The sequence below is a fragment of the Amycolatopsis sp. NPDC001319 genome (assembly GCF_042896185.1).
Classification (GTDB): domain Bacteria; phylum Actinomycetota; class Actinomycetes; order Mycobacteriales; family Pseudonocardiaceae; genus Amycolatopsis.
Window position 1 is genome coordinate 510,692 of sequence record NZ_JBIAWY010000005.1, and the last position, 13,620, is coordinate 524,311.

9 protein-coding genes are annotated in these 13,620 nt (G+C 71.1%); 2 read left to right on the forward strand and 7 right to left on the reverse strand.

The window, feature by feature from the left end; all coding sequences use genetic code 11:
- Window positions 1-35: 35 nt before the first annotated feature.
- The 4 genes from ACFY1H_RS21565 to ACFY1H_RS21580 all read right to left on the reverse strand — a co-directional run bounded on the left by ACFY1H_RS21565 (window position 36) and on the right by ACFY1H_RS21580 (window position 4,347).
- Window positions 36-1,094, reverse strand: coding sequence for an ABC transporter substrate-binding protein (locus ACFY1H_RS21565; RefSeq protein ID WP_386949389.1), 1,059 nt, complete (start codon window positions 1,092-1,094; stop codon window positions 36-38).
- Window positions 1,095-1,209: 115 nt separating this feature from the next.
- The gene (locus ACFY1H_RS21570) at window positions 1,210-2,223 is read right to left on the reverse strand and encodes an S-adenosylmethionine:tRNA ribosyltransferase-isomerase (RefSeq protein ID WP_386948778.1); all 1,014 of its coding nucleotides are present in this window, start codon (window positions 2,221-2,223) and stop codon (window positions 1,210-1,212) included.
- The gene (locus tag ACFY1H_RS21575; RefSeq protein WP_386948780.1) at window positions 2,220-2,900 is read right to left on the reverse strand and encodes an SDR family NAD(P)-dependent oxidoreductase; all 681 of its coding nucleotides are present in this window, start codon (window positions 2,898-2,900) and stop codon (window positions 2,220-2,222) included. The genes ACFY1H_RS21570 and ACFY1H_RS21575 overlap by 4 nt, the downstream gene beginning before the upstream one ends.
- 43 nt (window positions 2,901-2,943) lie before the next feature.
- A complete protein-coding gene (locus tag ACFY1H_RS21580; RefSeq protein WP_366579098.1) occupies window positions 2,944-4,347 on the reverse strand; it encodes a cytosine permease in 1,404 nt (467 codons plus the stop codon).
- Between the two features lie 315 nt (window positions 4,348-4,662).
- On the opposite strand from ACFY1H_RS21580, the gene ACFY1H_RS21585 reads away from it, so the two are divergent.
- Window positions 4,663-5,877, forward strand: a complete 1,215-nt coding sequence (locus ACFY1H_RS21585) for an MFS transporter (RefSeq protein WP_386948784.1) — start codon at window positions 4,663-4,665, stop codon at window positions 5,875-5,877.
- Window positions 5,878-5,961: 84 nt separating this feature from the next.
- Here ACFY1H_RS21585 and ACFY1H_RS21590 read toward each other — a convergent pair whose 3' ends face one another.
- From ACFY1H_RS21590 to ACFY1H_RS21600, 3 genes are all read right to left on the reverse strand, one after another.
- A complete protein-coding gene (locus ACFY1H_RS21590) occupies window positions 5,962-7,941 on the reverse strand; it encodes a protease pro-enzyme activation domain-containing protein (protein ID WP_386948787.1) in 1,980 nt (659 codons plus the stop codon).
- A gap of 278 nt (window positions 7,942-8,219) precedes the next feature.
- A complete protein-coding gene (locus ACFY1H_RS21595) occupies window positions 8,220-9,773 on the reverse strand; it encodes an alkaline phosphatase D family protein (protein ID WP_386948789.1) in 1,554 nt (517 codons plus the stop codon).
- A 31-nt stretch (window positions 9,774-9,804) separates the two neighbouring features.
- Window positions 9,805-10,458, reverse strand: coding sequence for a hypothetical protein (locus ACFY1H_RS21600; protein ID WP_386948792.1), 654 nt, complete (start codon window positions 10,456-10,458; stop codon window positions 9,805-9,807).
- Between the two features lie 102 nt (window positions 10,459-10,560).
- On the opposite strand from ACFY1H_RS21600, the gene ACFY1H_RS21605 reads away from it, so the two are divergent.
- Window positions 10,561-13,572, forward strand: a complete 3,012-nt coding sequence (locus tag ACFY1H_RS21605; RefSeq protein WP_386948795.1) for a BTAD domain-containing putative transcriptional regulator — start codon at window positions 10,561-10,563, stop codon at window positions 13,570-13,572.
- Window positions 13,573-13,620 lie beyond the last annotated feature (48 nt).

The following is a 13,620-nucleotide window of genomic DNA, read 5'->3' on the forward strand; positions in this document are numbered from 1 at the left end:
TTTCCTGAATTACCGCCTGAGTTGCCGAGCCGGAATCACTTGGCCAGGGCGGGAGCTTCGACGGCGGGCTGCTTGGCTTCCTGCAGAACTTCGTTGAGCGGGCCGAAGTCGGCGAACCCCTTCAGCGCCACGGCGGACTTCGCGACACCCGCGGTGACGGAGTCCTGCGCCAGCTGCGGGAACTGCTCGGGGATCGGGTCCGTGGTCAGCTCGATGCCGGAGAACGCGCGGTCCAGCACGGCCGGGCTCAGCGAGCTGCCGGCGAGCTTCTTGAGCGCCCCGTTGACGACGGTCTTGGCGTCGGCGGGGTTGGCCTTGGCCCAGTCGATGGCGGCCAGCTCGCCCTTCAGCACCGCGCGCACGGTGTCGGGGTGCTGCTGCAGGAACTCGCTGCGCACGATCACGACGGTGGTCGGGAACCGGCCGTCGGGCCACAGCGACTTCTCGTCGACGAGCACCTTCGCGCCGGCGTCGAGCACGAGCCGCGAGGACCACGGCTCGGGCAGCCAGCCGCCGTCGACGTCGCCCTTGCGGAAGGCGTCGAGCGTCTTCGGGTTGTCCATCGTGGTCACGGTGACCTGGCCGGTGAGCTTCTTCCCGGCCAGGAACTTCTTGAGCGCGACGTCCTGGGTGTTGCCCAGCTGCGGCGTGGTGATCGTCTTGCCCTTGAGCCCCTCGAGGCTGGTGATGTCCGGCTTGACCACGAGCTGCGCGCCGCCCGAGACCGCGCCGGAGACCAGCTGGATCGCGCCTTCGGACTTGCTGAACGCCGTGATGGCCGGGCCCGACCCGATGAACGCCATGTCCAGCGACTTGCCGAGCAGCGCGTTGACCTCGTCGGGGCCGGCGTTGAACGTCTGCGTGGTGAGCTTCGTCTTGCCCAGCTGCTGGGTGAAGAAGCCCTTGTCGACGCCGATCAGCGCCGGCGCGTGGGTGACGTTCGGGAAGTAGCCGAGGCGGACCTCGGTCGCGGCGCCTTCGTTCGCGGCCGCCGTCTGGGGACGATCCGCGCGCGAACAGCCCGCGAGTGCACCCACCGCGGTCAGCGCGACGAGCGCGGAGGCGAGCAGACGGGTTCTCGGGAGCTTGCGCACGGGTGGGCCCTTCCAGCGGCGACGGGTCCCGGCGAGGTTCGCACGGTCACTCACCCGGGCGCATCGACATCCGCATGGCGGGAATTCTGCTGAGATCCCCTTGACAGGTCTGCCGTTACTTGCTCAGCAGCAGCGACACGTCGCCGAACTCGTGCCAGAGGTACCTCCGTTCGACGGCCGCGTCGTAGGCGCGTTGCACCAGGTCGGGGCCGACGACAGCCTCGAGCAGCAGCAGGTGCGAAGCCTCGGGCGTGTGCAGGCCGGTGACGAGCCCGTCGACGACCTGCGCCGGGTGCTCCGGGCCCAGCACCAGCGACGTCCAGCCCGACGCGGCGGTGACAGCACCGTCGGTGACGGCCGACTCCAGCGCGCGGACCGCGGTGGTCCCCACGGCGACGACCCGCCCACCCTGCGTGCGCACCCAGTTGACCAGCGCGGCCGTGGTGGCGGGCACGCGGAACCGCTCGGCGTAGGGCGGCTCGCCCGCTTCGGGCGACGAGACGCCGGTGTGCAGGAGGATCGGCGCGAAGAGCACGCCGCGGGAGACGAGCCGAGTCACCAGTTCCGCGGTGAAGGGGCGGGCGGCGCTGGGCATTTCCGCCGAACCGGGGTCGAGGGCGAACACGGTCTGGTAGTCGGTGAGCGGCCAGGTGCGCGGGACGTAGCCGTAGCGGATGGGGCGGCCGACGAGCGCCAGGTACTTCCCGACGCCGCCCTCGACGTCGACGCGGGCCCGCCACAGCCGCCGCTGGCCGGCGATGTGCGGGGCGAGCAGGGTGAGACCGGCCCCTGCGGGCAGGGCGAGGTGCTCGCCTTCGTGGCCGTCGAGCAGCGGGCCGCCGGGGGCGCGGAGCTCGACGACCCAGGTGCCGTCGTCGAGCTCGGTGGAGAAGTGGACGCCGACGACGTGGTCGCCGCGCACGGCGTCGACGGCCGCGGGGAGTGTGGCCGAGGTGTTGACGACGAGCAGGTCACCGGGCCGCAGGTGGTCGCCGATCTCGCGGAAGGTGGCGTGCTCGACGCCGTCCGGACCTGCCGTGAGCAGGCGGACCTCGTCGCGGGCCAGGCCTCGCGCTTCGGGTGGTGCGGTGGCGAGCGAGCCGTCCGGCAGGGAGAACCGTGTGGTCACCGGTGCACCGCCGGGGCGAAGTCGGCGGCGCGGTAGCGGCCGCTGGGCGGGCGTTCGTCGAGCAGCCGGAGGAACGCGGGCACGGCCGTCTCGGGCAGCGGCCGGTCGGAGATGTCCTCACCGGGGAAGGCGAGCTGATGCATGGCCGTACGCAGGTCACCGGGGTCGACGGCGTAGACGGCGAGCTCCGGGTTCTCGACGCCGAGGACGGCGGTGGCGTGGTCGAGCGCGGCTTTGGCGGAGCCGTAGGCGCCCCAGCCCTCGTAGGGTTCGACGGCGGCGTCGGAGCTGATGTCCACGACGACGCCGTTCGCGGCGTTCAGCGCGGGCAGCAACGTCTGGATGAGGGCCAGGGGCGCGAAAACGTTGGTGCGGTAGACGGATTCCAGGGCTTCGAGCGGGTAGTCGGCCAGCGGCGGCAGCGGGCTGACGCCGAGGCTGCTGGCGTTGTTCACGAGCAGGTCGAGCCGCGGCCCGGCGGTCTCGGCCAGGGCGGCGCGGTGCGCGGGGTCCGTGACGTCGCCGGGCACGGCCGTGAAGCCGAGCTCGTCGGCCGTGGCGCGCAACGCTTCTTCACCCCGCGCGGTGCCCAGCACTGTCCACTCGCGACGGACGAGGGCCCCGGCTAGGGCCCGCCCCAGACCGGCTGACGCGCCGGTGATGACGGCGACTGGCATGGTTCCTCCTGGAGTAGGTACCAACCAGCGTGCGACCTCTACCTTACTGGAGGTCAACCTTCTTCCCGCCGCGCAGGAGCAAGTACGCCACCAGCGAAACGACGAACCCCGCGTAGTACGCCAGGTCCGCACCGTGCAGCGCGGCGGCGACCGGTCCGGTGTAGACGGTGGTGTTCATGAACGGCACCGCCGCGGCGAACCCGATCAGGAACGCGACGAGCGCGGCCCAGGACCGGGTGGGTTTGCGCAGCTCGGCAAGGATGTCGATCTGCCGGCCTTTCGTTCGGCGCAGCCAGTCGGGCACCACGACGCCCAGGAACGGCGGGATCCAGTAGCTCACGAACAGCAGCACGTTCTCGAACTTCGCCGACAGGTCGCCGCTGTGCATCCAGAGGATGAGCGCGAACGCCAGCACGGTCACCACGACCGCGGACACGGGCCGGCGCAGGCGCACGCCCACGGTCTGGAGGGCGAGCGAGCCGCTGTAGTCGTTCATGGCGTTGGACGACACGGCGGCCAGCGCGATCACCAGCAGCGCCAGCCCGCCGACCACGCCGCCACCGACCAGCTGCGAGACGCCGGCGGCGGTCTGGTCGCCCAGCGCCGAGCCGAGCGCGAGGCCGATGCCCTCGCCCAGCGCGTACGACGCGACGAGCCCGAGCAGCGTGAACCAGAAGACCCCCGCCGGCTTCGTGTCGGCGGGCAGGTAGCGGCTGAAGTCGGCGGCGTAGGGCGCCCACGAGATGGCGAGGCTGAGCGTGATCGTGGAGAACAGCACGACGGCGCCGGCGTAGTCGCCGCCGGTCGCCGAGTCGGTGAAGGTGATCGGGTGGTCGAGCACGACCTTGACCGCGAGCGCCACGAACGCGACCACGAGCACCGCGCTCATCACGGCCTGCACCCGGTGGATCACGGCGTAACCGAACACGCCGAGCAGACATTGGAGCGCCAGGACCACGACCACGGCGAGCCAGAACGGCAAGCCGGTGAGCTCCGCCAGCGCTTCGCCGCCGAACAGCCCGACCAGCGCGTCCCAGGCGATGCTGCCGAGCCACTGCACCAGCCCGGGCAGCACCACGGTCTTGCCGAACGGCAGCCGCGCGAGCGGTAGCTGGCCCGTGCCGGTCTTCGGGCCCCACGTGGACAGGTAGGCGGGCGGCAGCGAGCCCAGGACCGTGCCGACGAGCGCGACGATGAACCCGGTCGTGAAGCCCAGCCCCATCGTCGACCCGAGCGTGCCCGTGAAGACGGCGGTCATGGTCAGGTTGGGCGCGAACCACACACTCGCGAGCCGCCACGGCCGGCCGAACCGGTTCGCCTCGGGCACGGGCGTGATGCCGTGCGTCTCGATGGCGAAGTCCCCCGCACCGGACGGCATGCGTCCCCCGAAGACCTCCGCGTCGATCCCGCTCATGTACTGGCCCTTCTCCCGTTTTGCCGGGCTCATGATTCCCCGCGCCCGGGCCGGGGGGAAGCTTCCGCGACGAACGTCTCCCCGGCCGGGAGAAGTTCGGGTCGAGGAGATCGGAAGAGACCGAGTTTCCCAGGTTGCTGGTTACCACGACCGCCGTTGCGGAAACCGCGATCCGCTCGAACGGGTTCGACCGCACCGACGCCACCACCCAGCGGAGGTTTCCCGCGGAGTCGAGCCTCGCGTAGAAGCCGTCCGCGCCGTAGGTAGTCGGCGCGGTCGCCCTCGGGTGGTCGCTGAAACCGCTTTATCGGTTATGCGCTGCCACACTCCGCTGGCACGATGATCGAAATGGGGGTTCTGGCGTCGCGGCGGTTTGCCGTGTTCTTCGGGGCGCGGTCGGTGTCGTTGGTGGGCAGTGCGATGACGCCGGTGGCGCTCGCGTTCGCGGTGCTCGACGCGAGCCCGGAGTCGGGTGACCTGGGTATCGTGCTGGCGGCCAACATGGTGCCGATGCTCACGTTACTGCTGGTCGGCGGGTCGGTGGCCGACCGGTTCCCGCGGGATCTGGTGCTGCGCCTCGCCAACCTGGGCAGCGGCGCGACCCAGCTGGTGGCGGCAGGGGTGCTGCTGACGGGGAACTACTCGCTGCCGTTCCTGGTCTGCACGGAGTTCGCCAACGGGGTGCTCACGGCGTTCACGACGCCGGCGTTGCGCGGGATCGTGCCGCAGCTGGTCGAGCGGGGGTTGTTGCGTCAGGCGAACTCGCTGTTGTCGTCGGCGCGCAACCTCTCGAAGGTGGCGGGGCCGTCGGTCGCCGGGATCCTGGTGGCCACCGTCGGCGGCGGGTGGGCCATCGCGGCGGACGGGGTGTCGTTCGTGGTGGCCGGGCTGGCGTTCAGCTTCCTGCGTCTGCCGCCCGTTGCCGGCTCGTCGCGGGCAGGGATCCTCCACGGCATCCGCGAGGGCTGGCAGGCGTTCCGGCGGATCACGTGGCTGTGGCAGATCGTGGCGGCGTTCACGGTCGTCAACATCGCGCAGACGGGCGTCTGGCAGGTCCTCGGGCCGACCATCGCGCGCGCCACCATCGGTGAGGTGTCGTGGGGTGTGGTGCTGAGCGTGCGGGCCGCGGGCGTGCTGATCACGGGCGTGGTGATGTACCGCGTGGCGGCGCGCCGGCTGCTGACGTTGGGGCAGGTGTGTGCGGCGTTGGCGGCCACGCCGTTGATCGTGCTGGGGACATCGCCGGGGTTCGTGGCGCTGGCCGCGGCGGCTTTGGTCGCGGGCCTTGGCAGCGGGGTCGCGAACGTCGCCTGGGACACGACGGTGCAGGAGAACGTCCCCGAACATCTGCTGTCGCGGATGGCCGCGTACGACGACTTCGGGTCCTATGTGGGGATCCCGATCGGGCAGCTGTCGGCGGGTCCGTTGGCTTCGTCGTTCGGCACCGGGCCGGTGGCGACGGCCGGCGGGGTGGTGCTGGCGGTGGCGGCGGTGGTGCCGTTGTTGTCGCCGGCGGTGCGGAAGATGCGGCACACCCCGGCGGGGGCCGGGTCGAGCGCCTGAGGCCACCCCTGACCCGAAGCAGGCCCCCACCCTGCCGCAACCATCGCGGCAAAGCAGGGGCCTGCATCGACCCTCAGTGGCGGATCACACGAGCAACAAGAAGGCCAAGCCGTTCGGCGAGCCGAGGCCCGTGACGTCGTCGTAGCCCTTGGTGGTGTGGATCGTGAGGTTGGGGTAGTCGAACGTGCGGGCGGAGGTGAGCAGGCCGTCCGACGCGTCGACGCTGTTGGCGAAGTCCACGCGTTCCACGGCGCCGTCCACGTGCTTCACGTCGTAGATCGCACCGGTGCGCGACGTGAGCTGGTAGAGCGCCGGGTTGATGAAGCCGTGGTGGAAGTGGTCCAGGCTGTCGGCCACGGCCATCACGCCCGCGAAGACCGGGGACGCCAGGCTGGTTCCGCCGATGCGGTACTGGTCGTAGTACACGCCGTCAGGGAAGGTCTGGGTCTGGCCCACGAGCATGCCGGTGTTGGGGTCGGCCACCGCGGAGATGTCCGGGACGACGCGGCCCTTGGCCTTGCCCTTCTGGTTCTTCGTGGACAGCGCGTCCGGCACGATGCCCTTCTGGTACGCCGGCTGCGCGAAGACGCGGCTGGTGCCGCCGCCCGCGCCGCCGTTGAAGGCGCCCGGGAACGCCGGGGTGTAGGCGCCCGCGGTGAGCGTGGACTTGCCGGTTTCCCAGCCGGTCTCGAAGGTCCGCTTGCCGGACTTGTCGACCGCCAGCGAGGTGCCGCCGACGGCGGTGACCCACGGCGACGAAGCCGCGAAGTCGGGCGAAGGCGTGCCGAGGCGCGCGACCTCGTCACCGTTGTCGCCGGAGGAGAAGTACACGCCGATGCCCTCGAGCGCGGCCTGCACGGCGATCTGGTTGAACGCCTTGATCTCGTCCGCCGGCAGGTCCTCGCCGGTGTCGCCGTAGGAGTTCGACACGATGTCGGCCTTGTGGCCGGCGATCACGTAGTTCAGCGCGGTGTCGAGCGAGAGGTCCTCACAGTCGGACCCACCGACGTAGAGGATGTTCGCACCCGGCGCGAGGCCGTGGGCGGCTTCGACGTCGAGCGTCTCCTCGCCGTACCAGCCCGAGGCGTCGCACTGGTCCGGGCCCTCGTCGGCCGGGTTGACCGGGAAGACGTGCTGGCTGAACTGGGCCTTCGTCAGCGGGTGCGCCGGGTCGTTGCGCTTCGCGTACTCGGACGCGTCGGCGTAGATGGTCGGCGACGCGAAGGCGTCCACGATCGCGATCGTGGTGCCGCGGCCGTCGGCCCCCACCTTGGCGGCCTGGTCGAGGCCGTACGCCGAACGCAGCTGCGCCGGCTTGTAGCCACACGGCGCGTACGGCAGCTGCTCGCCGTTGTACGCCGGGTCGACCGTGTCGGTCTTCTGGCCGTAGTAGTCGCTGCACGGGCCCGAGTTGCGGAACCCGGCGCCGGGAGGCGCGGTGGCCGGCCCGGAGGACTTGGCGGAAGCGGTGTCGGCACCCGAGGTGTGGTCCGGCTTCAGCAGGCTCGTCGCCTGGTCGACGCCGACGACACCCAGCACGGACGAAGCGAGCGAAGCCGGCACGGACAGGTTCTTGTCCGCCGCCCGCAGCGTCTGGCCCTTCACGGCGTACTTGCCGAGCGTGACGTCGAACGCCTTCTGCACCTGGTCCGCCGTACCGACGGCCTCCACGTAGGCGCGGTTCGACGGCACGTCGCCGATCTGGAACCCGGCACCGGACAGCCAGGTCTTCACCGCGGACACGGTCTGGTCCGAAGCGGTGAAGCGGTCGCGCACCTGCTGCGGCGACAGGTACTGCCGGTAGCTCTTGGAGTGCGGGTCGGACACGCCCGCCGCCACGGCTTCGGCACCGGCCTCGTCACGCAGGTTCAGGTACACGCGGAAGTCCAGCTTGGACGCCGGTGCGGTGTTCGCGACCTTGGCCCCGGGGTTCGCCCAGAGCGGGTGCGACGCGGGGATGTCGGCCCGGCCCGGGGCCGATGCCGCAGACGCCAGCCCCGGCGTGGCGGCCGCGAGGCCACCCGCCATCGCCAGCGAAAGGAACACGGTGAGACTTCTTCGCACAGGCAACTCCCTCGTGAATCGCGGCGCCCAGGCCGCAAGCGTCCGGCCCGAGACTAGGTCCGCACCGGCCGCCGGGGAAGCGTCCGGCCCGCCGGTGCGGAACCGTTATCTCGAAGTCGCACTCGATCTTCCTTGGTGCACAAGGAGGAAGTCCGGTTCGTCCGCACTGTCCCGAGTGGAATGTCGCCTAAAGGAACAAAAGTCCGATTCGAAAGTTCCGCATCGCGGTATCGCGGAGCACGCCGGACCGGGAAACACCACCTACTTCCGTCGGGTGCTCATACCGCCTGCAGGCCCTTCGAGCCCGCGCCGACCACGAAGCTCTTGTCCGTCTTGATCACCAGCTTCGCCGGGTCGTTCACGCTCGTGTCCGACACCACCACGAAGTCGGCCAGCATCTGCGCCGGCGTGGCGGTGACCCGCACGTAGCCGCGTTCTCCCTTGCAGTACTTGATGTGCGGGTTGTTCGCGAGCCACGCGGCCGACGGCGGCGCGGCGTCGTCGCTGTTGGACGTGACCGAGGTGGTCACCAGCTCCGAGCCGACGATCGGATCGCTGTGGTCGAAGTAGTCCTTGCGCAGGTCGGCGGCCCAGTGCCGGTGGACGTCGCCGGTGAGCACCACCGGGTTGGGTACCTTGCGGTCGATCCAGCCTTGCGTGATGCGATCGCGCGAAGCTTGATAGCCGTCCCACGAGTCGGGGTTCTCGCACGTCGCCGAGTTGCCGTCGCCGTCGCGCTGGGCGAAGAACACCTGCTGGCCCAGGAAGTCCCACGTCGCTGGGTGCGTCTCGAACGCCTTGAGCAGCCACTGTTCCTGCGCCGTACCGGTGATCGTGTGCGAGGTGTCGCGGTACGGGCCGCACGCGGTGCCGGTGACCTGCGCGCTGCGGAACTGGCGCGTGTCCATCATGTGGAAGCGCGCGAGGTTGCCCCACAGGAACTGGCGGTACAGCTGGATCGACGAGCCGCTGGGCTTGGCGGTGGACCGGATCGGCATGTGCTCGTAGAACGCCTGGAAGCCGTAACTCTTGCGGGCGGCCGAGGCCGGGCTCGTGGTGGAGTTCCAGTTGTTCATCACCTCGTGGTCGTCGAACACGACCAGCCACGGCGCCAGCGCGTGCGCGGCCTGAAGGTCCACATCGGTCTTGTGCTGACCGTGCCGGGCCCGGTACAGAGCCAAAGTCGTGGTGTCCGACGGCACCGCGAGCCGCCGCGGGTTGAGCTCCGCCTTCTTGCGCCCGGACGGCTTTTCGTAGATGTAGTCGCCGAGGAACAGCACGAGGTCCGGATCGTCGCGCACCACACCCTTGTACGAGTGGTACCAGCCTTCCTCCCAGTGCTGGCACGACGTGAAGCAGTACTTCAGCTGGTTCACGGCCGCCCCCGCCGCGGGCGCGGTGCGCGTGCGCCCGACCGGCGAGATGTAGCCGGCGGACTTGAAGCGGTAGAAGTACTCGCGCGCCGGCTCGAGGCCCGTCGGCTCGATGTGCACGCTGTGCGCCGACGCGCGCACCGCGTTCACCGAACCGCTTTGCACGATCGAGGAGAACGCCTCGTCGTTCGCGATTTCCCAGTCCACCGCGTACGTGGCGTCGGGCATGCCGCCGAACCCGTCGGCGTTGAGCGGCGCGGGCGCGAGCCGCGTCCACAGCACCACGCTGTCCGGCAACGGGTCGCCCGAGGCGATGCCGAGCTGGAACGGGTCGTGGATCGCCGGGGCGGCGACGGCGGTGCGCGCGTTGGCCCACGAAGGCAGAGCGGTCGTCGCCGCGGCCGCGCTCACGGCGGCGAGTCCGCCCAGCAGCACCGAGCGCCGGTTCACCTGGCCCATGTCAGGGGATCCTTTCGGGGAGTAGGGGTGGTCAGGCCGCGAAGTCGGTGAGGCCGGCACTGCAGCCGGCGAACGTCGGCGGCGAGGTGTTGTGGCCCGTGCAGACCTTGTAGAAGACCCATTTGCCCTTCGCGACGGGCGCGGCCTTGTCCACCGACGTGCCGTTGCCGCCGGAAGCCCAGACGTAGTACGGGCCCGAGCCGTCGGAGAGCCAGTACTGCACGACGCCGGAACTGCCGTCGGCGTTGGTGTCGTAGGCGACGAAGTGCGCGTCGGACGAGCGGAACACGCCCTCGGCGGCGCAGGACGCGGCGCACTGGGCGCTGCCGGTACCGGTGCCGCAGTCGGGTGCGACACGGCCGTCGGAGCCGGTCTGTACGTAGCCGTCGGACACGTAGCCGCCGAGCGCGGGCACGTAGTCCCAGATCGTGGTGGTGCCGAGCGGGCCCGCCACTGAGCTTCCGGTGGTCTGACACTCGATGTTGACGGTCGCGCCGTTGGCCACCGTCTTCACGGCAGTGGCGGCGGCGTTGGGCGCGCGGCGGACGTTGAGCGGATCGCCCGCAGTCTGGACCTTGCCCGGCACCGTGGCTGACGCGGGCACTGCCGCGGTGAGCGCGAACCCGCCGATCGCGGCCAAGACAACCCCGAATCCGGCGAACCGCCGGAGCTTCGAACGCTTCATGGCCATAGCGTGTCGAAGCGTTGTACACGACCCGTACAAATCGCGATTTAGGGGACGCGAGCCGCCGAACGGATCTAGCTAACCTGCGCGAACGCTCCTAGCATGCCCGGTCATGGGGACCTTGCCGCTCAGGCGGGTAAATTGTTGACTTCACTGGCGTTCCGAATTCTCGGACCGTTGGAGGTCATTGCTGAAGGCCGGACCGTCCCACTGGGCGGGCCGAAGCCGAGGTTGCTGCTGGCCGCGCTGGCTCTGCAGCCGAATGTCGTGGTGTCCACCGAAGTGCTGGTCGAAATCCTCTGGCCGGGTACCGCACCTCGCTCCGCGGCAGCCAACATCCGCACCTACGTCCACTCCCTCCGCAGGCGGCTCGCGGAAACGGCACCCGAGCTGGGTGACCGCATCAGCAGCCGCGCGTCGGGATATCTGCTCTCGGCCGCAGACGAAGAACTCGATCACGTCCTGTTCGCCAACCACGCTGCCGAAGCGCGGAAAGCGTTCGAACGCGGAGACGCGGAAGCGGCGCTCGCGTTGCTCGATAAAGCCGACGCCCTTTGGCGCGGCGAAGTGCTCGAAGGCCTGCCGCACGACCACGGCTGGGGCGCGGCCATCGCGCGGCTGGCCGAACTGCGCCTGTCCGTGCAGGAACAGCGGCTGCGGGCCCGCCTCGCGCTGGGGCGCCACGGCGAGGCCATCGCCGAACTCCGTGGCCTCGTCACCGAACACCCGTTGCGCGAAGAGCTGTGGCAGCAGCTCGTGACCGCGCTGCGCGACGGCGGCCGGGTCGCCGAGGCGGTGGAGGCCTACGAGCTGGCCGAGCACACCCTGGAAGCGGAGCTCGGGACGAAACCCGGGCCTCGGCTGCGAGAGCTGCGGGCCACGCTCGTGCCACCCGCCGCGGTGCCCGAGCTGCCCGCGGTACCGGCCGAACTCGCGGTGCCACGACCGCGAACGCTGCCGGAGCTGCCGATCTGCCAGCTCCCGCTCGACCTGCCGGACTTCACGGGCCGCGACGACGTGGTCGACCAGCTGGTCACGCGCCTGCGTGAACACGGCGAGACGGGCCGGCCGACGGTGGTGGTGCTCTCGGGCGCGCCCGGCGTCGGCAAGTCCGCCATCGCGGTCCGGGTGGCCCACGCGGTGCGCGACGCGTTCGGAGACGGGCAGCTCCACGTGGACCTCGCCGGTACGTCGTCGTCGCCGCGGGCGCCGATGGGTGTGCTCGCGGAGTTGTTGCGGGCGCTCGGCATTCCCGATGCGGGCCTGCCACGCGATCTGCCGGAACGTTCGGCGCTGCTGCGCTCGCGCCTGGCCGGCAAACGCATGTGCGTGGTCCTCGACGACGCGGGCAGCGCCGCTCAGGTGCGGCCGCTGCTGCCGGGCACGGGCGCGTGCGCGGTCCTCGTGACGAGCCGGGTGCGGCTGCCCGACCTCGACGGCGCGGTGCCGGTCGACGTCGACCTCCTGCCCGAACCGGAGGCCGCGCGGCTGCTGGAGGGCATCGTCGGCGCCGAGCGCGTGGCGGCGGAGCCCGACAACGCCGCCGCGATCCTGCGCCAGTGCGGGCACCTGCCGCTCGCGATCCGCGTGGCCGGGGCGAAGCTCACCAACCGGCCCAGCTGGTCACTGCGGATCCTCGCCGACCGACTGCACGACGAGCGGCGCCGGCTCGACGAGCTGCGCGTCGGCGACCTCGCCGTGCGCGCCAGCGTGACGCTGAGCTACGACCTGCTGCCGATGTCGGCGGCCGCGGCGTTCCGCTGGCTGGGTGCGCTGGGGCCGATCCAGTTCCCGGCCTGGGTGGTCGCGGCCGCGCTGGGCCGTCCGTCGGCCGACGACGTGCTCGACGTGCTCGTCGACGCCCACCTGGTGGAGCTCGTCGCGTCCGACGCGACGGGCCAGCCGCGGTACCGGCTGCACGACCTGCTCCGCGTGTACGCGGCGGAGCTGGCCGAGCGGGACGCGCCGGAGAAGACGCGACGCGCGGTGCGGCGGGTGCTCGAAGGTTACCTCGCGCTGGCCGTCGCGGCGGCGGAGCGGATGCCGATCCACTTCTTCGGCCAGTACCGCGACCACGCCGTGCCCTACCCGGAGCTGCCGGACGGGACGGCCGAGCTCCTGGCCGACCCGGCCGCGTGGTTCGCCGCGGAGCGCCACTCCGGCGTCGCCGCGGTGACGCTGGCCGCGCAGCTCGGGTTCGACGACCTGGCGTGGCAGCTCACGGCCGCGTTCACGCCGTACTTCGACCTGCGCGGGCATCAGGACGACTGGCACGCCACCCACGAGGTGGCGCTGGCGGCGGCCCGGCGCGCGGGAGCCGTGCGGGGCGAGGCGATCGTGCAGCGCAACCTGGGGCAGATCCACCTGTACCAGGACAGCTACGCCGAAGCCTTCGTGGCGTTCGACGCGGCGCGGGAGCTGTACGAACGCGTCGGCGACGCGCAGGGCACCGGCATCGCGCTCGCCGGGCTCGGCACGATCCTGCGCATCCAGGGCGACAACGACCTCGCGCTGGAGCGCTGCCACGAAGCGTCGAAGCTGTTCGCCGAAGCCGGCGACCGGCACGGCGAGGCGGTGATCCGCATCGCCGTGGGCGCGGTGTGGATGGCGCAGAGGTGCTACGCGCCGGCCAAGCGGTGGTTCACCGACGCGCTCGAGCTGGCCGCCGCGATCGGCGACCGGCACCGCGAGGCCCACGCGCTGCAGCGGCTCGGGCTGCTGCACCAGCACGAGGGCAACCTCGGGCCCGCGCGCGAGTTCGTGACGCGCGCGATCGCCGTGTTCACCGATCTGGGCGACGACCATTGCGTGGGGTACGCCAACCAGAACCTCGGTGAGCTGTGCCTGCACAGCGGCGATTTCGCCCACGCGCAGCTGTTGCTGGTCAACTCGCTGAGCGTGCACCGCCGCAACGGCGACCGGCGGTCGGAGGCCGAGGTGTCGCAGCTGCTCGGCGAGCTGCATTCGGCGCTCAGCCAGCCGGAACGCTCGCGCACGTACTCCGAGCGGGCGCTGGCGATCTGGCGGGAGCTTTCGGCGCGGCCGCAGCAGTCGGCGCTGGAAACGCGGCTGGAGTCGGCTCCGGGTGAGGGGCCGCGGATCGTGTCCGCCTGACCCGTACGCGCGGGCTTGCTTGCACGGCAAGGGGTCCTGCCGAGACGA